20 protein-coding genes are annotated in these 22,959 nt (G+C 65.0%); 5 read left to right on the top strand and 15 right to left on the bottom strand.

Going from position 1 to position 22,959, the window contains the following annotated elements:
• From KCG88_RS18665 to KCG88_RS18655, 3 genes are all read right to left on the bottom strand, one after another.
• Complete coding sequence (locus KCG88_RS18665) at nucleotides 1-1,131, bottom strand: SGNH family hydrolase (protein WP_047289776.1); 1,131 nt, start codon at nucleotides 1,129-1,131, stop codon at nucleotides 1-3.
• Nucleotides 1,118-2,518 carry an MBOAT family O-acyltransferase gene (locus KCG88_RS18660; RefSeq protein WP_026020235.1) on the bottom strand — a complete coding sequence of 467 codons (1,401 nt, stop codon included), beginning with the start codon at nucleotides 2,516-2,518 and terminating at the stop codon, nucleotides 1,118-1,120. The genes KCG88_RS18665 and KCG88_RS18660 overlap by 14 nt, the downstream gene beginning before the upstream one ends.
• Before the next feature lie 344 nt (nucleotides 2,519-2,862).
• The gene (locus KCG88_RS18655; RefSeq protein ID WP_047338063.1) at nucleotides 2,863-3,918 is read right to left on the bottom strand and encodes a hypothetical protein; all 1,056 of its coding nucleotides are present in this window, start codon (nucleotides 3,916-3,918) and stop codon (nucleotides 2,863-2,865) included.
• Between the two features lie 241 nt (nucleotides 3,919-4,159).
• On the opposite strand from KCG88_RS18655, the gene KCG88_RS18650 reads away from it, so the two are divergent.
• Entirely contained in the window at nucleotides 4,160-5,551 is a 1,392-nt protein-coding gene (locus KCG88_RS18650; RefSeq protein ID WP_210712862.1) for an L-cystine transporter, read from the top strand.
• Nucleotides 5,552-5,608: 57 nt separating this feature from the next.
• Here the strand turns inward: KCG88_RS18650 and KCG88_RS18645 are convergent, their stop codons facing one another.
• On the bottom strand, nucleotides 5,609-6,121 hold the full coding sequence (locus tag KCG88_RS18645) for a dihydrofolate reductase (RefSeq protein WP_047338065.1): 513 nt from the start codon (nucleotides 6,119-6,121) through the stop codon (nucleotides 5,609-5,611).
• A 96-nt stretch (nucleotides 6,122-6,217) separates the two neighbouring features.
• On the opposite strand from KCG88_RS18645, the gene KCG88_RS18640 reads away from it, so the two are divergent.
• Nucleotides 6,218-7,597: a DUF2868 domain-containing protein gene (locus KCG88_RS18640; protein ID WP_210712861.1), complete on the top strand. Its 1,380-nt coding sequence runs from the start codon at nucleotides 6,218-6,220 to the stop codon at nucleotides 7,595-7,597.
• Nucleotides 7,590-8,975 (top strand): GTPase/DUF3482 domain-containing protein, encoded by a 1,386-nt coding sequence (locus KCG88_RS18635; RefSeq protein ID WP_210712860.1) that lies wholly within the window; start codon nucleotides 7,590-7,592, stop codon nucleotides 8,973-8,975. The genes KCG88_RS18640 and KCG88_RS18635 overlap by 8 nt, the downstream gene beginning before the upstream one ends.
• 67 nt (nucleotides 8,976-9,042) lie before the next feature.
• Here the strand turns inward: KCG88_RS18635 and KCG88_RS18630 are convergent, their stop codons facing one another.
• The 7 genes from KCG88_RS18630 to KCG88_RS18600 all read right to left on the bottom strand — a co-directional run bounded on the left by KCG88_RS18630 (nucleotide 9,043) and on the right by KCG88_RS18600 (nucleotide 18,054).
• Nucleotides 9,043-9,597 (bottom strand): phosphonate degradation HD-domain oxygenase, encoded by a 555-nt coding sequence (locus KCG88_RS18630; protein WP_210712859.1) that lies wholly within the window; start codon nucleotides 9,595-9,597, stop codon nucleotides 9,043-9,045.
• The gene (locus tag KCG88_RS18625; RefSeq protein WP_210712858.1) at nucleotides 9,597-10,730 is read right to left on the bottom strand and encodes a TIGR03364 family FAD-dependent oxidoreductase; all 1,134 of its coding nucleotides are present in this window, start codon (nucleotides 10,728-10,730) and stop codon (nucleotides 9,597-9,599) included. Before KCG88_RS18625 ends, KCG88_RS18630 begins: the two co-directional genes overlap by 1 nt.
• 92 nt (nucleotides 10,731-10,822) lie before the next feature.
• Entirely contained in the window at nucleotides 10,823-11,848 is a 1,026-nt protein-coding gene (locus KCG88_RS18620; protein WP_011064061.1) for a putative 2-aminoethylphosphonate ABC transporter substrate-binding protein, read from the bottom strand.
• Nucleotides 11,849-11,898: 50 nt separating this feature from the next.
• Nucleotides 11,899-13,623 (bottom strand): putative 2-aminoethylphosphonate ABC transporter permease subunit, encoded by a 1,725-nt coding sequence (locus tag KCG88_RS18615; RefSeq protein ID WP_047338069.1) that lies wholly within the window; start codon nucleotides 13,621-13,623, stop codon nucleotides 11,899-11,901.
• 1 nt (nucleotide 13,624) lies between these two features.
• Nucleotides 13,625-14,701, bottom strand: coding sequence for a putative 2-aminoethylphosphonate ABC transporter ATP-binding protein (locus tag KCG88_RS18610; protein WP_047289791.1), 1,077 nt, complete (start codon nucleotides 14,699-14,701; stop codon nucleotides 13,625-13,627).
• Between the two features lie 157 nt (nucleotides 14,702-14,858).
• Complete coding sequence (locus tag KCG88_RS18605) at nucleotides 14,859-15,722, bottom strand: LysR family transcriptional regulator (RefSeq protein ID WP_011064064.1); 864 nt, start codon at nucleotides 15,720-15,722, stop codon at nucleotides 14,859-14,861.
• A 16-nt stretch (nucleotides 15,723-15,738) separates the two neighbouring features.
• The gene (locus tag KCG88_RS18600; protein ID WP_210712857.1) at nucleotides 15,739-18,054 is read right to left on the bottom strand and encodes a heavy metal translocating P-type ATPase; all 2,316 of its coding nucleotides are present in this window, start codon (nucleotides 18,052-18,054) and stop codon (nucleotides 15,739-15,741) included.
• Nucleotides 18,055-18,142: 88 nt separating this feature from the next.
• On the opposite strand from KCG88_RS18600, the gene cadR reads away from it, so the two are divergent.
• Nucleotides 18,143-18,592, top strand: a complete 450-nt coding sequence (gene cadR, locus KCG88_RS18595; RefSeq protein WP_047289796.1) for a Cd(II)/Pb(II)-responsive transcriptional regulator — start codon at nucleotides 18,143-18,145, stop codon at nucleotides 18,590-18,592.
• 15 nt (nucleotides 18,593-18,607) lie between these two features.
• Here cadR and KCG88_RS18590 read toward each other — a convergent pair whose 3' ends face one another.
• The 4 genes from KCG88_RS18590 to KCG88_RS18575 all read right to left on the bottom strand — a co-directional run bounded on the left by KCG88_RS18590 (nucleotide 18,608) and on the right by KCG88_RS18575 (nucleotide 22,063).
• On the bottom strand, nucleotides 18,608-19,195 hold the full coding sequence (locus KCG88_RS18590) for an undecaprenyl-diphosphatase (RefSeq protein WP_047338072.1): 588 nt from the start codon (nucleotides 19,193-19,195) through the stop codon (nucleotides 18,608-18,610).
• 176 nt (nucleotides 19,196-19,371) lie between these two features.
• Nucleotides 19,372-20,343 (bottom strand): thymidylate synthase, encoded by a 972-nt coding sequence (locus KCG88_RS18585; protein ID WP_015637397.1) that lies wholly within the window; start codon nucleotides 20,341-20,343, stop codon nucleotides 19,372-19,374.
• Nucleotides 20,344-20,389: 46 nt separating this feature from the next.
• Nucleotides 20,390-21,199, bottom strand: coding sequence for a prolipoprotein diacylglyceryl transferase (gene lgt, locus KCG88_RS18580; RefSeq protein ID WP_011064069.1), 810 nt, complete (start codon nucleotides 21,197-21,199; stop codon nucleotides 20,390-20,392).
• Between the two features lie 81 nt (nucleotides 21,200-21,280).
• A complete protein-coding gene (locus KCG88_RS18575; protein WP_047290244.1) occupies nucleotides 21,281-22,063 on the bottom strand; it encodes a sulfite exporter TauE/SafE family protein in 783 nt (260 codons plus the stop codon).
• Between the two features lie 123 nt (nucleotides 22,064-22,186).
• On the opposite strand from KCG88_RS18575, the gene KCG88_RS18570 reads away from it, so the two are divergent.
• Nucleotides 22,187-22,933 carry an NRDE family protein gene (locus tag KCG88_RS18570; RefSeq protein WP_047289799.1) on the top strand — a complete coding sequence of 249 codons (747 nt, stop codon included), beginning with the start codon at nucleotides 22,187-22,189 and terminating at the stop codon, nucleotides 22,931-22,933.
• Nucleotides 22,934-22,959 lie beyond the last annotated feature (26 nt).

The raw sequence follows: 22,959 nt of genomic DNA, 5'->3' as shown, positions 1-22,959 counted from the left end.
TCAGTGCTCCGTCAATTGTTGGCTGGGAAAGTTGATCAGCGAGATCACACGCTCAGCGATCAGCTTCTGCCCAGTGGTGGTGAAATGGATACCGTCGTCGACCCGGGTCTTGACCTTCTTGCCATCGCCGGTGATGCGGTAATAGGAAAATTCGTCGCTCTGGTAACCGAGAATCTCGTTGGCCGAGACGTAATGCTGGTGGTACTGCTCGATCTGGCCCTTGTACAGCTGGCTCAGGTAGGCCATGGCCGTAGACAGCTTGGGCTTCTCCATGTTCGGCGGCCCGACCCAGATCACCTGCACATTATGCGCCTGGGCGGTGTCGAGGATCGAATCGATGCGCTGGCGATAGGCTTCTTCCCAGTCCGGGGTCTTGAAGCGCAGGAACGGCTTGCCCTTGACCACCGGCATGTCCCAGGGGTCGTTGGGGCCGAGGAAAATCACCATCAAGCGAATGTTGGGGTTGCTGGCCAGGGTGCTTTCAACCGTCTTGGGCCAGTTGAAGAAGCTGGGGTAGGCAAGGCCGGTGCTCTGCTTGCTGAGGTTCAGGCTTTTGACGTTGTAGCGCTTGCGCAAGGTGTTGGCCATGTGTGGCGCCACGCCCTGCATCAGGGAATCACCGACGAAGAACACTTCATCCCCGGTGGCCAGGCTGGCCATCAGCGGCGTGGTTGCCCCCGGCTCGACCTTGGGCGGGTGGCTGACCACCGGGGCCACGGCCACCGGCTGCGGATGCACCGCAGCGGGCGCCTGCGGAGCGGGATGCACCGGCGCAGCATGGGCGCTCGCGATCGGCGCAGGTACGGGCGCAGGCTCCTCGGCCAGCGTCGGCAAAGCAGGCAGCTCTTGCTCCGCGGCGGCCTCGGCCACCATCACCTGGCCAGTGAAGCTGCCGACAAAGGCCACCCGGGCATTTTCCAGGGCCTGGTTGAGTTGCGCGCCAAAGCGCCACTGCGGGTTCTGCGACAACCCCGGGATCTCGCAGTCGTCGTGGTACTTCTGCTGGCAGTAGAGGCGGATCGACTGCTGGTTGAACCACACCAGCAGCAGGCTGGTCACCACCAGGGCGTAGAAGACCTTGGCCGCGCTACCGAGGCTGATCGACAAGGGCGAACGGTTAGAAACTGGCATAGATGAACCCCGGCACGCCCGACGGAGAGGCGAAGATGACCACGCAGATAAACAGCCCCAGCGGCACTGGATAGAACAGCCACGGCAAACCGGTGGCGGCATCGAACAGGCGGCGCAGCAGCGCCACGATCCGTGGGTAGAAGGCCACGAACAGCAGGCAGCCCAGCAGGCTGGCGCCGCCGCCAAGCAGGCCGCCCAAGGACAGCTCGCCCAGGCCCTTGAGCATGTCCATGGCATCGGACAGGGTCGCGCAGCGGAAGAAGATCCAGGCGAACGCCACATAGTGGAAGGTCAGCAGCCGCGCCATGAGGTCGGCGCCGATCCAGCTCGGCCCCCGAGCCAGCAGCGGGCTGCACAGCTTGTACAGGGCCAGGCCGATACCGTGCAGCGCGCCCCAGATGATGAAGTTGGCGCTGGCGCCGTGCCACAGGCCGGAAATCAGCATCGCCAGCAGCATGTTCAGGTTGCCGCGCCACACCGGCCCACGGTTGCCCCCCAGGGGGATGTACACATAGTCACGGATGAAGGTCGACAGGCTGATGTGCCAGCGGCCCCAGAATTCCTTGAGGTTGCGCGCCGCGTAGGGGTAGTTGAAGTTCTGCGGCAGGCGGAAGCCCAGCAGCAGGGCGATGCCCGTCACCAGGTCGGTGTAGCCGCTGAAGTTGAAGTAGATCAGGAACGAATAGCCGTAGACCGCACGCAGGATCTGCTCGGCAGAATAGGCCACCGGGCTGTCGAATACCGGGTCGACCCATTCGTTGGCCAGCCAGGAACTGAGGAAGAACAGCTTGACCACCGCCACTGCGATCAGGCCCAGGGCGCGCTGCGGCTCCAGTACCTGGCGCAACTGCGGCGGGTTGATCTGCGCCAGCATGGGAATCGCCCGGTTCACCGGACCGGCGATCAGGCTGGGGAAGAAGGCCAGGTACAGCGCCAGGTCGAAGGGCGAGCCCGGGGTCAGCTCGCGGCGGTTGATCGATACCAGGTAGCTGACCGAGTGGAAGGCATAGAACGACAGACCCACCGGCAGCAACACCTCCAGCAGCGGCAGCGACACCTCGACACCGAACTGGGCGAAGGCGTTCTGCACCGTACTGGTGAAGAAATCCTGGTACTTGAACAGGTAGAACGCCCCCAGCACCAGCAGCAGCATCAGTCCATTGACCCAGCCGCGCCCGGGGTAACGCTGGCTCAACAGGCCGAGCAGGTACACCAGGGCCGTGTAGCCCAGCAGGATGTAGAGGAAGTTCAGGCTGAAGCTGGCGAGGATCGCGTAGCTGGCCACCAGCAGCAGGACGTTCTGCAAGCGCAGGCTGAAGCCCAGGCCCCAGTACAGAACGAAGAACAGGATGAAACAGAGGCCGAATTCGATCGAGAGATAGCTCACAACGTAGTCCATTACGTGCAGTCGGGGACAAACCCGGCACAAGGGAGAGCAGGCGGGGGATGGGAAACGGACGCGATTATGGCAGAGGGGGTTTGGCAGTCACAAGTTGAAACATTCTCCGCCAGGTAGGAGCTGGCTTGCCAGCGAAGGCGTCCACAAGAGCGACGCCAGACCCAAAGGCCTCTTCGCCGGCAAGCCGGCTCCTACAGATGACAGCGGCTTGGCGGACCGGTTAACCGTAGGAGCTGGCTTGCCAGCGAAGGCGTCCGCGAGGGCGACGCCGGACCCAATGGCCTCTTCGCCGGCAAGCCGGCTCCTACAGAGGGGCGGTTTAGCAGGCAGGCTTACTGGATGTCTTCGGGCTTGACGATCACCCAGTTCTTGTCGGCGGTCACCGGCAACCCTTCCTTGGCCTGGGCCGCGGCGTGCTTGGCGATCATGCCGTTGAGCTGAGTCATGTATTTGTCCTTGCGGTTAACCCACAAGTGAATGCCGCCCTTGGCCACGTCAACATCGTGGAACAGCATGTAGCCGTCACTGGTGGGGGTGTCGCCGCCCACCAGCACCGGTTTCTTCCACTCGTCGATGTAGGTCAGGATCGCCGCATGCTTGCCCGCCATCCAGGTGGCCGGGGTCCACAGGTAGGGGGTCAGTTCAAGGCCGAGGTTGGCCTTCTCGTCATATTTGCCTTCGCTGATCTGCTTGCGCGCGGTGGTCAGGGCGCCAGTCTTGCGATCCTTGAGCAGGGTGGTCACGCCGATGACGTTCTGCGGCTTGACGTTGTAGCCGTACTTGGGATCGGCGGCGACCATGCGCACCAGCTCTTCGGAGGCGGCGGTCATCACATAGACCTCGATACCGTTCTCCATCAGCTTGTTGTACAGCTCGGCCTGGCCGGTGAAGACCTTGGGCGGGTTGACCTCGATGGTCTTGACCACATCACCATCGTAATAGGTGCTCGGCACCGGCTTGCCGGAAGCCATCAGCTCATCGACATAGCCCTTGAGCTCCTTGAGGGTGAAGCCGGAGAACACCTGCGCCACCCAGGGGTAGCAGACCATGTCGTCGATTTCACAGAGGCGGTAGTAGTAGCTGAACAGGCTTTCCTTGTGCTCGGCGGTGTCCTTGAACGGGATCAGCTTGAGCGACGGGTCAAGCGTGTCGCGGGTAATCAGGCCCTTGTTTTCCATGAAGGGCAGCAGGGATTCTTCCAGGTCGTAGCGGTAACTGGTGTTGTCCATGTCGAACACCGCGTAGTTACCCTTGTTGGCATTGGCCGCGATCATCGCGTCCAGCTGCTTGGCCTGTTCCGCGGGCCAGTGCTTCAACTCGGTGGCCAGGGCCTGGCCGGCGAGGCCCAGGCAGAGTGCGACTGCGAGCAATTTCGGAGCGAGTTTCATCGGCGGTTTTCTCCCTGAGTGAAAGCCTTCGACGCTAACAAATCCCTGTGACAGTTCTCGTCTCCACGCGACCGCTTGCATCCCGTAAGCGCCAGCCACATGCGCCTGAACGTCAATCGCTTATTCCAAAAACGACAGTAGCCATGCGATATCGTTATTATTCAATAGATTTCAAGCTGTTAGGCTTGCCGGTTCGCAATCGCCCTGAGCCGCGATTGGCACAAGCCTTATCGGAGCCCCAATGAATCTGCCGCTGTTCCTCAACCTGCTGGTGTTCCTGGCCTTGCTGCTGGGCCTGGCACAAACCCGCCATACCAGCTGGAGCCTGGCCAAGAAAGTCCTGCTGGCCCTGGTGCTGGGCGTGGTCTTCGGCATCGCCCTGCACAGCCTCTACGGCGCCGGCAACCCGGTCCTCAAGGCCTCCATCGCCTGGTTCGACCTGGTGGGCAACGGCTACGTGCAATTGCTGCAGATGATCGTCATCCCCCTGGTGTTCGCCTCGATCCTCAGCGCCGTGGCCCGCCTGCACAATGCGTCGTCCCTGGGCAAGATCAGCTTCCTGACCATCGGCACCCTGCTGTTCACCACTGCCATCGCCGCGCTGGTGGGCATCGGCCTGACCAACCTGTTTGGCCTGACCGCCGAAGGGCTGGTGGCCGGCACCCAGGAAATGGCCCGCCTGCAAGTGATCCAGAGCGATTACGCAGGCAAGGTGGCCGACCTCAACGTGCCGCAGCTGCTGCTGTCGTTCATCCCGCAGAACCCTTTCGCCGACCTGGCCCGGGCCAAGCCGACCTCGATCATCAGCGTGGTGATCTTCGCTGCCTTCCTGGGCGTGGCGGCGCTGCAACTGCTCAAGGACGATGCCGACAAGGGCCAGAAAGTGCTCAACGCCATCGACACCCTGCAAGCCTGGGTGATGCGCCTGGTGCGCCTGGTGATGAAGCTCACACCCTACGGTGTGCTGGCGCTGATGACCAAGGTGGTGGCTGGCTCCAACCTGCAGGACATCATCAAGCTGGGCAGTTTCGTGGTGGTGTCCTACCTCGGCCTGGGGCTGATGTTCGTGGTCCACGGCCTGCTGGTGGCTCTGGCCGGGATCAACCCGCTGCGCTTCTTCCGCAAGGTCTGGCCAGTGCTGACCTTCGCGTTCACCAGCCGCTCCAGCGCCGCCAGCATTCCCCTGAGCATCGAGGCCCAGACCCGGCGCCTGGGCATTCCCCAGTCCATCGCCAGCTTTGCCGCTTCGTTCGGCGCCACCATCGGCCAGAACGGCTGCGCCGGCCTGTACCCGGCCATGCTGGCGGTGATGGTTGCCCCGACCGTGGGCATCAACCCGCTGGACCCGCTGTGGATCGCCACCCTCGTGGCCATCGTCACCCTGAGTTCTGCCGGCGTTGCAGGCGTGGGCGGCGGCGCGACCTTCGCCGCGCTGATCGTGCTGCCGGCCATGGGCCTGCCGGTGTCGCTGGTGGCGCTGCTGATTTCCGTGGAGCCGCTGATCGACATGGGCCGCACCGCGCTCAACGTCAGCGGGTCGATGACCGCAGGCGCCATCACCAGCCAGGTGATGCAGCAGACCGACAAGGCGTTGCTGGACGCCGATGAGCACGAAGAACTGGCTCAGGCCTGATCGATCTCTTCACCGGCCCGCCGGTTCCTTCGGGAGCCCGGCGGGCTGGCGGAGCGCTCAGCGCTTCTCCCACACCTCGAAGCTGTACGCCGGCTTGTCCCCTTGCGCCGGGTTCGGCACCTCTGACACCCGCTTCCACTGTTGCTCATCGAACTCCGGAAACCAGGCATCGCCTTCCGGGCTCAAGGCTACCCGCGTCAGATACAGGCGATCCGCCTGCTCCAGGCCCTGGCTATAAAGCTGCGCGCCGCCAATCAGCATCAGCTCGCTGGCGCCCTGCTCCAGGGCCCATTCCTCGGCCCGTTCCACCGCGGCCTCCAAAGACGGGTAGACCTCGGCACCTTCGAGCACCAGGCCGGTCTGACGACTGACCACGATATTCAACCGCCCGGGCAACGGCCGGCCGAGAGAATCCCAGGTCTTGCGCCCCATGATGATGGGCTTGCCCAGGGTGGTGGCCTTGAAGAATTTGAAATCCCCCGGCAAATGCCAGGGCATGCTGTTGTCGACGCCGATCACGCGGTTTTGTGCGAGGGCCGCGATCAGGCTGAGAGGGAGAGATTTTTTCATGCCGGCGAGGATACCAGAGGACCAGGACCTGGCAACGTACCCCGATCCGCGCTGCAGCAGTTATGCTCAGCGCACTTTTGAGCGATGGAATGACGCGTGACTGCACTGACTCCCCTGCAACGCCTGTGGCTGACCGAGACCGTGCGCCTGCGCGAGGAACACGCCGGCCCGCTGGAAGATCAGGAAGCCAATCGCCTGGCCCGCAACCAGGGCGGCGACCTGGCGACCCGCATCCAGAACCGCGCCCTGTGGCTGGCCCAGCGTGACGGCCTGCACAGCGCCCTGCTGCACTGGCACCAGGGCGCAAGGCTGGCCCTGCTGGCGCTCTCGGTTCTGGCGGTGATCAGCGGCGCCGGCCTGGCCTTCAGCGCCCTGGGCAGCACCCAGCAACCGGTGAACGTGTTCTGGGCCCTGGGCAGCCTGCTGGGAATCAACCTGATCCTGCTGCTGAGCTGGCTGGCTGGCCTGCTGTTCGCCGGCGAGCACGGCGCCAGCCTGGGCCGCCTGTGGCTGTGGCTCAGCGAGAAATTCTCCCGCGATGCCAAGGCCGCGCAGTTGCCACCGGCCCTGGTGCTGTTGCTGCAACGGCGCAAGCTCAACCGCTGGGCCCTGGGCAGCCTGATCAACGGCCTGTGGTGCCTGGCCCTGTTCAGCGCCGTGGTCATGCTGCTGGTGCTGCTGACCACCCACCGCTACAGCTTTGTCTGGGAAAGCACCCTGCTGGGCAGCGATGCCTTCGTGGCCATTACCAACGCCCTCAGCGCCCTGCCCCGCAGCATGGGCTTCGGCGCGCCGAGCGTGGCGACCATCCAGGCCAGCACCCGGGATGTCTACAACACCGAACTGATCCGCCAGTCCTGGGCCATCTGGCTGGTGGTGCTGGTGACGATCTACGGCGTGCTGCCGCGCCTGCTGCTGATGCTGTTCTGCCGCTGGCGCTGGAAACACGGGCAGGCGCGCCTGCAACTGGACCTCAACCTGCCAGGCTACGCCCAATTGCGTGAGCGCCTGATGCCCAGCAGCGAGCGCCTGGGGGTCAACGATGCGGCCCCCGAGCAGTTGCACCGGGTCGAAGGCGGCGTCAATGCCCAGGACAGCAGCGGCGCGCTGCTGGTGGCCATCGAACTGGACAACCAGCGCCCCTGGCCGCCGCAACTGCCGGAGAGCGTCAAGGACGCCGGCATCCTCGACAGCCGCGAGTCGCGCAACCGTCTGCTAGAGCAGATGAGCCGCTTTCCCCCGGCGCGCCTGGTAATCGCCTGCGACCCGCGGCGCTCGCCGGACCGCGGCAGCCTGGGGCTGATCGCCGAACTGGCGCGCAACGCCAGCGCCACCCGGGTCTGGCTGCTGCAAGCCCCGCCCGGCCAGGCCCTGGACGCCGATCGCCTGGGGGACTGGCACAGCGCCCTGCAACAGCTGCAACTGCCCTTCGCCGATTGCGCCCCTCTCGACTGGCTGGAGAACGGTCATGACTGATACGCGCCACAAGCCGTTGAAACTCGCAGTGGTCGGCCACACCAACGTCGGCAAGACCTCGCTGCTGCGCACCCTGACCCGGGACGTAGGTTTTGGCGAAGTCTCCCACCGCCCCAGCACCACCCGGCACGTGGAAGGCGCCCGCCTCTCGGTGGATGGCCAGCCCCTGCTGGAGCTCTACGACACCCCCGGCCTGGAAGACGCCATCGCCCTGCTGGACTACCTGGAGCGCCTTGAGCGCCCGGGCGAACGCCTGGACGGACCGGCGCGGATGGCGCGGTTTCTCGACGGCAGCGAGGCCCGCCAGCGCTTCGAACAGGAAGCCAAGGTCCTGCGCCAACTGCTGGCCTCGGACGCCGGCCTGTATGTGATCGACGCCCGCGAGCCGGTGCTGGCCAAGTACCGCGATGAACTTGAAGTGCTCACCGGTTGCGGCAAGCCGCTGCTGCCTGTGCTGAATTTCGTCAGCAGCGCCGAACAGCGCGAAGGCGACTGGCGCGATGCTTTGGCCCGCCTGGGGCTGCACGCCCTGGTGCGCTTCGACAGCGTGGCGCCACCGGAGGACGGCGAACGGCGCCTGTATGAAAGCCTGGCGCTGCTGCTGGAGCACGCGCGCCCGGCCCTGCAACGCTTGATCGATGACCAGGAGGCCCAGCGCCTGGCCCGCCAGCACAGCGCAGCGCGGCTGATTGCCGAGCTGCTGGTGGACTGCGCCGCCTGCCGCCGCAGCGTGGCCAGCGACGCCCAGCAGGAACAACAGGCCATTGGCGAACTGCGCCAGGCCATCCGCCAGCGCGAGCAGCGCTGCGTCGAAGCCCTGCTCAAGTTCTACGCCTTCCGCCCCGAGGATGCGTCGGCCAGCGATCTGCCGCTACTGGACGGGCGCTGGGGCGACGACCTGTTCAACCCGGAAACCCTCAAGCAACTGGGGGTGCGGGTGGGCAGCGGCATCGCCGCCGGAGCCGCGGCCGGCGCAGGGGTGGATTTGCTGGTGGGTGGTTTGACCCTGGGGGCCGCGGCGCTGGCCGGGGCTATTGCCGGCGGCGCCCTGCAAACCGCCCGCAGCTACGGCAGCCGCCTGCTGGGCAAACTCAAGGGCCAACGCGAGCTGACCGTGGACGACAGCGTGCTGCGGCTGCTGGCATTGCGCCAACGGCAGCTGGTGCAAGCCTTGAACCGGCGCGGGCACGCGGCCATGGACAGCATTCGCCTGGCCACGCCGGAGGACAAGAGCTGGCGCGAAGGCAAGTTGCCAGAGGCCCTGAACAAGGCCCGGGCGCACCCGCAGTGGTCATCGCTCAATCCGCAAAAACGCCTGAGCCAGGCCGAGCGCCAGGAGCAGATCGAGGCGCTGGCTGAGACGTTGCTGGTGTCTTAGACCGCCTTCGCGGGCAAGCCGGCTCCTACCCTGCCCTGCAGGAGCGGGCTTGCCCGCGAAAGGGCCCTCAGGCCAACACCGCCAGCGCCTTGTCCTTGAGCACCTGCAAATCCATCACCGGCACCCACATTTCCTTGGCCTGCTCGTCCCAGTGGCGCATGCGCAAACTCACCGCCCACAAAGGGTCGAGTTCGAAGGCTGCCGCCTCTGCTGCGCTCATCACCCCACCCTGGTACTCCAGGGTGCGCCGGCTGGCTTCGCTCAGCCGCTGGTAATAACCGGGATCCTTGAAGGTCAGGTAGCGCTTGGCCTGGACGTGGTATTCCACCAGCCGCGCCAGGCGTTCGCTGAAACCCGCTCGGCGCAGGTAGTCCGCACCCAGGCGTTCATGGCTGACCACGCCGAAGCCGCCCATGTTCTCGGCATCCTGCTGGCAGATATGCCCGATATCGTGGAAGAACGCCGCCAGCACCACCTCGTCGTCATAACCTTCCGCCAGGGCCAACTGCGCGGCCTGGGACATGTGCTCGATCTGCGACACCGGCTCGCCGATGTAGTCGCAGTCGCCGAAATGCTCGTACAGGCCGAAGACCTCGTCGACCACCTGCTGTCGCCGCTCCATCACGCCTCCTCCAGCAGCCGGGCGATATTGCCCTCGGCCATGGCCGGGCCAACGCTCATGCCGACTCCGGTGTGCATCAGGGCCACATGGACCCCGGGGGCCGCCTCCAGGAAGGAGAACGGTGCCGGGCCGCGAGCGCCGTAGACACCCTGCCAGCGCTCCACCACCCGGACCTTGCAACCCAGGGTCTGCTCGGCCAGTTCGAGCAGCCAGTTGTCCACCTGTTCAGCATTGAACGGTGAAGGATCGCTACCGTAATCGTGGGAATCGCCGATGATCAGCTCGCCATAGGGAGTCGGGCTGATCAACAGGTGGATGCCATGCTCGTGCAGATGGGGCGCCTCGCGCAGAATCTGCGCTTGCACCGCGGCGGCTTCCGGCAGGTCGGCGAAGGCCCCGTAGTGCACGCAACTCAGACCGGTCAGCAAGGCATGTTGCAGATTGAGATTGGCCTCGGGCCGCGCCCGGAGCATCTGCAAGCGGCAGATCTGCGGTTGCAAGGCGGCGATCTGCTCCGCCAGCAGGGTCTGATAATCGTGCCCCGAACACAGCACGATCCGCGGCGCGTGGAAGTTGCCGGCGGTGCTGCGCAACTGGCCCGGCTGGATATCCCGCACCAGGGTCGAGAAGTGAAACTGCACCCCCAGGTCCCGGCGCAGGTAGTCGATCAGTTGCGGGATCGCTTCACGGGAATACAGCTGCTGGTCGTCCAGGCCGTGCAAGGCCGCCCGGTGATGGCGGAACTGGCCGCCGTACAGATCATTCAGCGCCGCGCCCTGGAGCAGCTCGACGCGGTAGCCGTGCTCCCGCGCACGCCCGGCGCAGAAGGCTTCGAGCAACTGCTCCTCGGCTTCGTTGCGGGCGAACAGGAAAGAGCCATTGCGTTTGAGTTGCAGGCCCGCCAGCTGCTGCCAGTCGGCCCAGATCTCGCGGCTGGCCCTGGCCAGCTCCAGCATGGTGCCCGGCGGCTGGCCGGTGACCAGAGCCTGGCCGAAGTTGCGCACCGAAGCGCCCAGGGGGGTGGCGCTGCGCTCGAAAACGTGCACCCGCAGACCGCGTTTGGCGGCGGCATAGGCATGGGACAGGCCGAGGATGCCGGCGCCGACGATCAGCAGATCGCTGTGATGGGTCATGAGTTGTGTCCTGGATGGGGAGCGCCTTCGCCGGCAAGCCAGCTCCTACCAACCCGGAAGGAGCCGGCTTGCCGGCGAAAGCGATTGATCGGTTACTGCTTGGCAACCTTTTCCGACTTGCCGTCATAGCGCTTGCGCCATTCGGCGAGGATCTCGTCGCGGTTCTTCGAGGCCCAGGCAAAGTCGTTCTTGATCAGGCGCTGCTCGTAGTCGGCCGGCAGTTCGGTCTGCGGCTTGGCGATGCCCGGCTGGGCCAGCACGGCGAAGTTTTCCTTGTACAGCTCCATGGCCTCGGGGCTGGCGGAGAAGTCGGCGAGTTTCTTCGCCGCTTCTTCATGCGGCGTGCCCTTGATCACCGCCGTGGCTTCGATTTCCCAGCCCAGGCCTTCCTTCGGCAGGACGATGTCCAGCGGCGCGCCCTGGCGCTTGAGCTGCACGGCCGGGTATTCGAAGGAGATACCAATCGGGAATTCACCGGCGGCGGCCAGCTTGCAGGGCTTGGAACCGGAGTGGACGTACTGGCCGATGTTCTGGTGCAGCTCATCCATGTACTGCCAGCCCTGCTTCTCGCCGAAGGTCTGCAGCCAGGCGCTGACGTCGAGGAAGCCGGTGCCCGAGGAGGCCGGGTTGGGCATGACGATCTTGCCCTTGTACTCGGGCTTGGTCAGGTCCTGCCAGCTCACCGGCTTGGTCAGGCCCTGTTTTTCGGCCTCCACGGTGTTGAAGCAGATGGTGGCGGCCCAGACGTCCATGCCGACCCAGGCCGGTGGGTTGGCGGCGTCGCGGTAGTTCGGGCCGATCTTGCCCAGATCCTTGGGCGCGTAGCTTTGCAGCATGCCCTGCTGGTCGAGGATCGCCAGGCTGGACGCGGCCAGGCCCCAGACCGCATCGGCCTGCGGGCGGGCTTTTTCCGCCAGCAGTTTGGCGGTGATGATCCCGGTGGAGTCACGCACCCACTTGATCTCCACGTCCGGGTTGGCCTTTTCGAAGGCTTGCTTGTAGGACTTCAGTTGCTCGGCTTCAAGGGCCGTGTAGACCGTCAGCTCGGTTTTCGCAGCAAAGGCGTTCAGGCTGACAGCAGAGAGGACGGCAGCGGCAAGAGCCAGGGGCTTGAACATGGTGCGGTTCCTTAGTGAGTGCAGATCAGAGTGGGGGTGGGTGAAGCGCATCAGTGGCCCGGCGTGCCCTGGCGCCAGGCCTGGGAGCGGCGTAGCAGGCCGCGCGAAGCCCAGGCCAGGAGCAGCGAGACGCCGGCCGAAGTGAACAGGATCAGGGTCGACATGGCCGCGGCACCGCCGACGTTGCCGGCGTCGTCCATGTTCAGCACGGCCACGGCGGCGAGGATGGTGTCCGGGCTGTAGAGGAAGATCGCCGCCGACACCGTGGTCATGGCCGAGACGAACAGGTAGCGCACGATGTCCAGCAACGCCGGCAGGCAGATCGGCACGGTAACCCGCAGGTAATGCCGGTACAGCGGCGCCTTGAGCGACAGCGCCGCCGCCTCGAACTCGGCATCCAGCTGGCGCAGGGCGGTGGTGGCGGTCATCTGCGCGGTGGTCAGGTAGTGGGCGATGGTGCACACCACCAGCAGGGTCATGGTGCCGTAGAACACATGCAGCGGGTTGCCATTGAGGTTGAAGAAGAAGACGTAGCCCAGGCCCAGCACCAGCCCGGGCACCGCCATGGGCACGAAACTGAGCATGCGCAGCGCCAGGTTCAAGCCGCGCTGGCCGCGGGTCTTCTCCATCAGGTAGGCGCCGGTGAAGATCACCACGCTACCGATCAGCGCCGTGCACAGGGCCATGGTCAGGCTGTTGCGGTAGGCCAGCCAGCCACCGCCGGCGGTGTCGTTGAACTGGTAGTGGTTCAGCGACAGCGACAGGTTGTAGGGCCAGAATTTCACCAGCGACGAAAACACCGCCATGCCGAACACCAGCAGCAGGGCCGCGCAGATCAGCAGCACAATGGCCAGGTAGCAGCCATCGCGCAGCCGCGACGGCGCTGGCTTGAATACCTGGGCACGGCCGCTCATGGAGTCGCCATGGCGCCGGCGCAGCCAGGCATCGACACCGAAGCTGAACAGGGCCGGCAGCAGCAGGACCATGCCGATCAACGCGCCGCGGCCGAACTGCTGCTGCCCCACCACCGCCTTGTAGGCTTCCAGGGCCAGCACCTGATAGTCGCCACCCACTACCACTGGCACGCCGAAGTCGGTGATGGTCAGGGTGAACACCAGGCAGAAGGCGGCGAACACCGCCTGCCGAGTGGCCGGCCAGGTGATGCTGCGAAAGGCCTTGGCGGGGCTGGCGCCCATGCTCGACGCGGCGTCGAACAGCCGCGCGTCCGCCAGGGACAGCGCCGAGAGCAGGATCATCAGGGCATGGGGAAAGGTGTAGATCACTTCACCCAGGACAATGCCCCAGAAGCCGTAGATGTTGTCGGCGAACAGGCCGCGAAGCATGCCCTGGTTGCCGAACAGATAGACCAGGGCAATGCCCGGGAGCATCGACGGCGCCATCAGCGGCAACAGCGACAGGCCGCGCCAGATGCCCTTGCCGGGAATCAGCGTGCGTTGCAGGGCGTAGGCGAACAGGTAGGCCAGGGGCACGACGATGGCGGCCACGCTGAGGGAGACCTTCAGGCTGTTACCCAGCAACCAGTGGAAGTTTTCGCTGGCCACCAGCTCGCGAGCCGCCAGCCAGCCTCCGCCCTGCCCGGCCTCGGCGCTGAAGCCGCGCCAGAAGATCGCCAACAGGGGTAACAGCACCGCTACACCCAGCAGGAGCAGAAGCAGGACCTTGCCGCCGACGACAAAAATACGGTCGCCGATCTCGGCACGGGAAGCCTGGCGCGCCCGCTTGGCGGGTAGCGGCAGGGACATGTGCGCGGTCATCTTAGGCAAACACCTGGAGGCTGCGCGGCGGCAAGGCGACCCAGATATCCTGGGCCCCCAGGCGCGGCATGGCTTCCGGTGCCAGTTCAGCCAGCAGCGCATGCCCCGGCAGTTGATTGAGCTCGAAGCTCATGCGGCAGCGATTGCCGAGGAAGGTGATCTCGCGGACCTTGGCCGGGAACAGGTTTTCCTCGTGCACCGGCGGATTCACGCTGATGGCTTCCGGGCGGCAGAACAGCCGGCCCGAGGCGGTCTTGGCCGAGCCGTCGGCCAGGCGCACATTCATGCCGCCAACCTGGGCATGGCTGTCGCTGTTGCGGCTGAAGGGTAGCCAGTTGCCCTGGCCGACGAATTCGGCGACGAACGGCGTGGCCGGACGGTCATAGATTTCCTGGGGTGTGGCGTACTGCTCGACCTTGCCGTTATTCATCACGGCAATGCGGTCGGCCATCAGCATGGCTTCGTCCTGGTTGTGGGTAACCATCAGGGTGGTGATCCCCAGGCGCCGCTGCAGCTGGCGCAGCTCGGTGCACAGGTGCTCGCGCACCCGTGCGTCCAGGGCCGACATCGGCTCGTCCAGCAGCAGCAACGACGGCGCCGGCGCCAAGGCACGGGCCAGGGCCACGCGCTGCTGCTGGCCGCCGGACAGCTGGCCGGGGTACTTCTTCTCGCTGCCGGTCAGCCCCACCAGCTCCAGCATCTGCGCCACGCGCTTGCGCGCTTCTTCGCGGCCACTGCCGGACAGGCCGTAGGCGATGTTGGCTTCTACCGTGAGGTTGGGGAACAGCGCGTAGGACTGGAACAGGATCCCGTAGTCCCGGGCCTGGGGCGCCAGCAGCGACACGTCCCGATCCCCGAGGTACAACTCGCCCTGGTCCTGGCGTTCCAGGCCGGCGATGCAGCGCAGCAAGGTGGTCTTGCCGCAGCCGGACGGCCCCAGCAGGCACACCAGCTCACCGGCGGCGACGTCCAGGGACACGTTATCCAGCGCGGTGAAGGCACCGAAGCGCTTGTGGATACCGCGCACCTTCATCGGCGCACCGGGGTTGCTCAGGGCAGTTGCAGCGGAGTTGTTCATGGACGCACCTCATCTAGCAGATGAGGCAAATCCTAGAGTTGCAATGCGTCGGTCATATGGCAGTAAGGCAAAAACGACCGATAGTGGTATTCAGGGATTTAGGTTCACTTGTCAGTCATGTGCTCGCGAAGGCATCGGCATGGCCGATGCAGATCTTTCAGGCGGGAGCCATTTCCTGGGCCAGGCCCAAAAAAGCGGCGGGAAGGCGGGCGTTCTTGCGCTCCTTGAGGCAATACAGGTACTCGGCGATCTGCGGCGCGTTTTCGATGGTCAGTACCCGCAGTTGCGGATCGTGGGGCACTTCCTGGCGGGCAATGATGCTGATGCCGATATTGCGCAGCACCGCCTCGCGGATCGATTCACGGCTGCCGATCTCCAACAGCGGACCAAAACTGACGTTGGCGTTCTTCAGCAGACCTTCGGTGAGGCTGCGGGTGGTGGAGCCGGGTTCGCGCATCAGCAGCGTATGCCCGGCCAGGGCGTTGAGGGGCACGTGATCCAGCGCCGCCAGGGGGTGGTTGCGATGCACCGCCAGCACCAGCGGGTCACTGCCCAGCACCCGACGGACCAACCGCGAATCCTCTAGCAGTTGGGAGGAAGCGGCCACATCCACCCGATAGTCTTCCAGTGCCTCCAGGACCTGCTGGGAGTTGCCGATTTCCACCGAGACCTCCACCTGGGGCAGGCGCTGGCGGAAAGTCTTCACCAGATCGAGGATGTAGTAAGGCGCGGTGGCGGCGATACGCAGCGTGCCCTGCACCTGCCCGCAGTTGCGCAGGAAGAATTCGATATCCGACTCTTTCTGCAGCAGCTCCTTGACCATCGGCAGCAAGCGCGCGCCCTCATCGCTCAGGCTCAGGCGGCGGCCGCCTCGGTAGAACAGCTCCACCGCGTACTGGCTCTCCAGGTTGCGGACCTGGGTAGTCACCGTGGGCTGGCTGAGGCCGAGCTTCTTCGCCGCCTGGGTAATGCTGCCCAGGCGGGCGACCATGTAAAAAGCCTTCAGCTCGGCACTCAGCACTGGGTTCTCTCGTTGCTTATTTGCGCAGCAGGCGCAGACCGTTGAACACCACCAACAGGCTCACGCCCATGTCGGCGAACACTGCCATCCACATGGTGGCCAGCCCGGCAAAGGTTACCCCAAGAAAGATCGCCTTGATGACCAGGGCCAGGACGATATTTTGCTTGAGCACCACTGAGGTCTGGCGCGACAGGCGGATAAACGCCGGGATCTTGCGTAGATCATCGTCCATCAGGGCCACATCCGCGGTCTCGATGGCGGTGTCGGTGCCCGCCGCAGCCATGGCGAAACCGATCTCGGCGCGGGCCAGGGCCGGTGCGTCGTTGATGCCGTCGCCCACCATGCCCACCCGGTGGCCCTGGGCGTACAGGTCTTCGATGGCCTGCAGCTTGTCGGTGGGCAGCAGGTCGCCCCGGGCCTGGTCGATACCCACCTGGGCCGCGATGGCCTGGGCGGTATGCGGGTTGTCGCCGGTGAGCATCAGGGTCTTGATCCCCAGCTCATGCAATTGCTGGATGGCTTCGCGGCTGGATTCCTTCACCGTATCGGCCACGGCGAACAGCGCCAGCGGGCCATTGCGGTCCAGCAGCAGGACCACCGTCTTGCCCTGCTTCTCCAGGGCGAAGAGTTTTTCTTCCAGGGCCGGGGAACACAGGCCCAGCTCTTCCACCAGACGATGGTTGCCCAGGTGGTACAGCTCGCCGTTGATCTCGCCGCGCACGCCTCGGCCGGTCAGGGCCTCGAAGTTATCCACAGGGTGCATGGCCAACTGCTTATCCACAGCCGCCTGGGCAATGGCCAGGGATACCGGGTGGTCGGAACGCCCTGCCAGGCTTGCGGCCAGGGCCGGGGCGGTGTCCTGGGCCAGCGGGTCCAGGGACAGGAAGTCGGTCTGCACCGGCTTGCCATGGGTGATGGTGCCGGTCTTGTCCAGGGCCAGGTAGTCGAGTTTGTAGCCGCCTTCCAGGTAGACCCCGCCCTTGACCAGGATGCCCTTGCGCGCGGCAGCCGCCAGGCCGCTGACAATGCTCACCGGGGTAGAGATCACCAGGGCGCAGGGGCAAGCCACTACCAGCAGCACCAGGGCGCGGTAGATCCAGTCGAACCAGACGCCGCCCATGAACAGCGGCGGAATCAGCGCCACCGCCAGGGCGAAGGCGAATACCGCCGGGGTATAGATTTTCGAGAAACTGTCAACGAAGCGCTGGGTCGGAGCCCGGGCCCCCTGGGCCTGCTCCACGGCGTGGATGATCCGCGCCAGGGTCGAATTGTTGGCGGCGGCAGTCACTCGGTATTCCAGGGAGCCGGCCTGGTTGATGGTGCCGGCGAAAACCTTGTCGCCCACAGTCTTTTCCACCGGCAGGCTTTCACCGGTGATCGGCGCCTGGTCGATGGTGGAGTTGCCGGACACGACCTCGCCATCCAGGCCGATGCGCTCGCCGGGACGCACCCGTACCAGTGCGCCCAGCTCGACGTTTTTCGCTTCCTGTTCGCTCCAGTTGCCGTCTGCCTGCTGCACCGTGACCCGTTCCGGGGTCATCTGCATCAGGCCGCTGATGGCGTTGCGCGCCCGATCCAGGGAACGGGCCTCGATCAATTCCGCCACGGTGAACAGGAACATCACCATCGCCGCTTCCGGCCACTGGCCGATCAGCACGGCGCCGGTCACGGCGATGCTCATCAGGGCATTGATGTTGAGGTTGCGGTTCTTCAGGGCGATCCAGCCCTTCTTGTAGGTGGTCAGGCCGCCACTGAGGATCGACACCAGGGCCACCAGGGCAATCACCCAATCGGGCGCGGCATTGGTGAAATGGATGACCTCGGCAGCCAGCGCGCCGATACCGGACAGGGCCAGCGGCCACCAGGGCTTCTTCACGGGCGCGGCGGCAGGCGCGGCTTGGTCGCCCTCCTGCTCCAGGGGTTCGGCGTGCATGCCCAGGGACTTGACTGCCTCGATGATAGGCGCGGTGCTCGGCAGGTCGTGAGTCACCCCCAGCACGCGGTTCATCAGGTTGAACTCCAGCGCCTGGACCCCGGCCAGCTTGCCCAGCTTGTTCTGGATCAGGGTCTGTTCGGTGGGGCAGTCCATGGCTTCGATGCGAAAGCTGCTCAAGCGCGCGCCGGCGGTCGGGGTCTCGCTCAGGGTGACCCTGGACGGCGCCAGGTCGGCGGAACCGCAGCAGGATGCGCCGTGGGCGGCATGATCGTGTGCCTTGACCGGCTGCAACTTGCCCGCGGGCGCATGGGAATGGCTGTGGCCATGGCTGTGGTCGTGATCAGCCTTGGGCTGCTGATCCGCGGCTTTGCGCGGGCGGTGGAGAGAATCGCTCATTAGGGTCCCTTCCGAATTAAGGTGCTTGTTGCAAAGTGAACACCCTGTAGCCACTATAGGGTCAAGCACCCATTCGGAGACGACGGCAATGAAGATTGGCGAACTGGCGAAACTCACCGACTGTCAGGTCGAGACCATCCGTTACTACGAGCGCGAAGGGCTGCTGCCGGAACCGGCCCGCAGTGAAGGCAACTATCGCCTCTACACCCAGGCCCACACCGAGCGCCTGACCTTTATCCGCAATTGCCGCAGCCTGGACATGACCCTGGAGGAGATCCGCAGCCTGCTCAACCTGCGCGACAGCCCCCAGGGCCAGTGCGCCAGCGTCAACGCCCTGATCGACGAGCATATCCATCACGTCAAGGCGCGCATCGACGGCTTGCTGGCCCTGCAGGAACAACTGCTGGACCTGCGCCAGCGCTGCAGCGAGGGCCCGGACCTTGAGCACTGCGGAATTCTCCAGCGCCTGGAAGTCAGCGGCTCGGTGGCCCCCAATGAGAGCGAGCCCTCCCATGTCGGGCGCAGCCACGGGCACTGAACCCCTGGCGCGGTTTCAGGCGCCGCGCCGAACGCTGGCCGTCAGCCGCAGATAAGCCCCTTCCAGGATTGCCAGCAGCCGCTGGTCCAGTTGCTGCCAGGCCAGCCCCTGGCGAACCAGCCAGGCGCTGAGCCCCCCCACCAGGCAGCCACCCAGAATGTCGAAAGGAAAATGCACCCCCAGGTAGACCCGTGCCCAACTCACCAGGATCGCCAGGCCCAGCATCACCAGCCCGGTCTTGCGCAGGCTGGCCAGGATCAGCGCGAAAGCCATGGCGAACATGCCACTGGCGTGATCGCTGGGGAAGGATGCCCCGGGCGCGTGGGCGAGGAAGTTCTGCCCCAGGCCGATCATGAACGGCCGCGGATGGAACCACAGCTCACGGATCAGCAGGTTGCAGACCAGGGCCAGGACAATGCTCAGGCCCGCGAGCAACACGATCATGCGCTGGCGGCGCTCGCCGAAAACCCAGAACACCACCAGCAGCAGCGGCACGCTGAGTACCACCCATTGCGCGAGGAAAATCGCCAGTGCACGCATCGGCATGGACGCCCCGGCACTGGCGTTGATGGCCAGGAACAGGCTGTGATTGAGTTCTTCCATTCGGGGCTCACGTTGAATGTCACAAGGACCACACCCCGCACCTGGCAGGGCCGCTACTCAGAGCGTAGCTGGTCGCCGGGCACAGCCATGCCCGGAACGGCTCCGGGCACAGGTTGATAAGGGCAACAGGATCAATCGACAAGGGCCATGCGGCCCTTGCTACAGCAGCTGGATGCTCAGACCGCCATCGGCGCCGTCATCGGCGCGTGGTGCTCATAGCCTTCCAGGGAGAAGTCGCTCGGTTCGATCAGCTCCAGCCACTCCGGCTGGTAGACGCCGGTCTTGGCGAACTCCGGCACACGCTCGGAAATCACCAGCTTGGGCATCGGGAACGGCTCGCGCTTGAGCTGTTCGTTGAGCATGTCCAGGTGGTTTTCATAGACGTGGGCATCACCGATGAAATAGGTGAACCAGCGCGGGGTGTAGCCGGTCAGGCGGCCGATCAGGCTCAGCAGCGCCGCGCCCTCGGTGAGGTTGAACGGCGTGCCCAGACCCAGGTCGTTGGAACGGATGTAGAGGGTCAGGGAGATTTCCCGAGTCTCGACATTGGGGTGGAACTGGTACAGCAAGTGGCACGGCGGCAAGGCCATTTCATCCAGCTGGGCGCAGTTCCAGCCGTGGAACAGGATCCGCCGGCTGCCCGGGTCGTTGATGATGGTGTCGACGCACTGGCGCACCTGGTCGATGGCCTTGTACAGCACCACGTAGCCCTGGCCGTCTTCCTCGCCCGCGGCGATCTGCCGGTAGCCCTGGCTCAGCGCCAGGTCGATGGCCGCCTGGTTGCTGGTCTTGATCTGTTTGTAGGCCGGCCACTTGCGCCACTGCACGCCGTAGATCTCACCCAGGTCGTCGTCGCCCTGGCGGAACGGGTTGGCCAGCCACTGGGCGTTTTCGTTGGCGTTCTGGTCCCAGACCTTACAGCCCAGCGCGCGAAACTCGGCGGCGTTGTTCACCCCGCGCAGGAAGCCGACCATCTCGCCGATGGCCGACTTGAAGGCCATCTTGCGGGTGGTGATGGCCGGGAAACCTTCCTTGAGGTCGTAGCGCAGCATGGCCCCGGGGAAGCTGATGGTGTTCACACCGGTGCGGTTGGCCTGCTTGGTGCCGTTGTTGATGACGTGGGCCACCAGATCAAGATATTGCTTCATGAATTACCTGCATCCTTGAACCCAGGGCACGCCCCGGGGTTCGAATTTATTGCGCCGCGCTCTTGGCCGGAGCGCGATGATAAGCCAGCCAGATCAACCCCAGGCCACCGAGAATCATCGGCACGCACAGAACCTGACCCATGGTCAGCCAGTTCCAGGCCAGGTAGCCCAGCTGGGCGTCCGGCACCCGGACGAACTCGACGATGAAACGGAAGATCCCGTAGAACAGGGCGAACATACCGGAAACCGCCATGGTCGGGCGGGGTTTGCGCGAGAACAGCCAGAGGATCAAAAACAGCGCCACGCCTTCCAGGGCGAACTGATACAGCTGCGAGGGATGGCGCGGCAATTGCGCCGGATCGCTGAACGGCGGGAACACCATGGCCCAGGGCAGATCGGTGGGCTTGCCCCACAATTCAGCGTTGATGAAGTTGCCGATGCGCCCGGCGCCCAGGCCGATCGGCACCATCGGCGCGACGAAATCCATCAGCTCGAAGAAGGTCTTGTTGTTGCGCTTGCCGAACCACCAGGCCGCCAGCATCACCCCGATGAAACCACCGTGGAACGACATGCCGCCCTTCCACACTTCGAAGATCAGGGTCGGGTTGGCCAGGTAGGCGCTCAGGTCGTAGAACAGCACATAACCCAGGCGGCCGCCGACTATCACCCCCATGGACATCCAGAACACCATGTCCGAGAGCTTCTCCTTGCTCCAGGTCGGATCGAAACGGTTCAGGCGGCGCGACGCCAGCAACCAGGCACCGCCAATGCCGATCAGGTACATCAGGCCGTACCAGTGGATTTTCAGCGGGCCGATGGCCAGGGCCACCGGATCAATCTGCGGGTAAGGCAGCATTGCGACTCCTCGTAAGGGTTAGAACTTCAGATTCCCGGGGCAAACTGCCAGCCCAGGATTAAGCCAGGATTGCGTCACCACTCAGAACAGGAAGCTGAGCCCCACGCAGAACAGTAGCGCGGCGAACAGGCGTTTCAACAGGCGTGGCGACAGTTTGTGGGCCAGGCGCGCGCCGATGCGGGCGAACACCATGCTGGTCAGGGCAATGCCCAACAGGGCCGGCAAATAAACGAAACCGAGACTATGGGCCGGGAGCAGCGGATCATGCCAGCCCAGAATCATGAAACTTAAGGCACTGGCCAGGGCAATGGGCAAACCGCAGGCCGATGAGGTGGCCACCGCCTGCTGCATGGGCACGCTGCGCCAGGTGAGAAAAGGCACGGTGAGGGAGCCCCCGCCGATGCCGAAGATCGCCGAGGCCCAGCCAATCACACCGCCGGCGGCCGTCAGACCCAGCTTGCCGGGCACCTGGCGGCTGGCCTTGGGCTTGAGCTCCAGGGTCATCTGCAGGGCCACCACGAGGGCAAACACACCAATGATTTTCTGCAGGTGCGGGCCGGAGATCGCTTCGGCGGTCAGTGCGCCGAAACCGGCCCCCAAGAGGATACCCACGGTCATCCAGGCGAAGATCGGCCAGCGCACAGCGCCACGCCGATGGTGCTCGCGCACCGCATTGACCGAGGTAAAGATGATGCTGGCCAGGGAGGTGCCGACCGCCAGATGGGTCAGCACCGAGACATCGAAGCCTTGCAGGGTGAAGCTGAACACCAGCACCGGGACTATGATGATCCCGCCGCCCACGCCGAACAGCCCGGCCAGCACGCCTGCACAGGCGCCCAGCAGCAGATAGAGCAGAAATTCCATGGGAGCATCCGAAAAAGAGATCGGCATGGTAACGGAAGCGCCGCCCCGGACTCCACTGGATGGCGATGGATACCCGCCGGATCTGTGCGTAAAGTGGGCAAAAACACACAGGGGGCCACCTTAATGTGCTTGATCGTTTTCGCCTGGCGGCCGGGTCATGCTCAGCCACTGATCGTCGCGGCCAACCGTGATGAATTCTACGCGCGGCCGAGCCTGCCCCTGGGGCAGTGGCCGGAATTGCCGCAGATCCACGCCGGTCGCGACCTGGAAGCCGGCGGCACCTGGCTCGGGGTCGGCGCCGAGGGCCGCTTTGCCGCCCTGACCAATATCCGCAACCCGCATCAGCCTCCGGCGCGGCGCTCCCGGGGTGAACTGGTGGCCCGCTTTCTCGCCGGCGACGTGCCACTGGATGATTATTTGCGCGATGTAGTCGGGCGCTCGGTGGAGTACGCCGGGTTCAACCTGCTGCTGGGCAATGCCGAGCAGCTGTGGCACTACAACGCCCGGGACCCGCAGCCGCAGCGCCTGGAACCTGGGGTCTACGGCCTCTCCAATGCCGGGCTCGACACGCCCTGGCCCAAGCTGCTCAAGGCCAAGGCGGCGTTGCAAGAGGTGTTGCATGATCCCCAGCCCCAGGCACTGCTGGCGCTCTTGAGCGACCCGCAGACAGCGCCCTTCGCCGACCTGCCGGACACCGGCGTGGGCTTGGCCACCGAAAGCCTGCTGTCCAGCGTGTTCATCGCCAGCCCCAGCTACGGCACACGAGCCAGCACGGCACTGATCGTCCACGCCGATGGCTCGCGGCATCTGCTGGAACGCAGCTTCGGCCCTTATGGCGGGCATCTGGGAGAGGTCGAACTGAAGGTCTGAAGCGGTCCCTGGCACGCCGACTCCCA

It is taken from the genome of Pseudomonas sp. MWU349 (genome assembly GCF_017947325.1).
Lineage (GTDB): Bacteria > Pseudomonadota > Gammaproteobacteria > Pseudomonadales > Pseudomonadaceae > Aquipseudomonas > Aquipseudomonas protegens.
The sequence above is the reverse complement of the archived record's forward strand: the minus strand, read 5'-3'. Positions and strand labels throughout refer to the sequence as shown.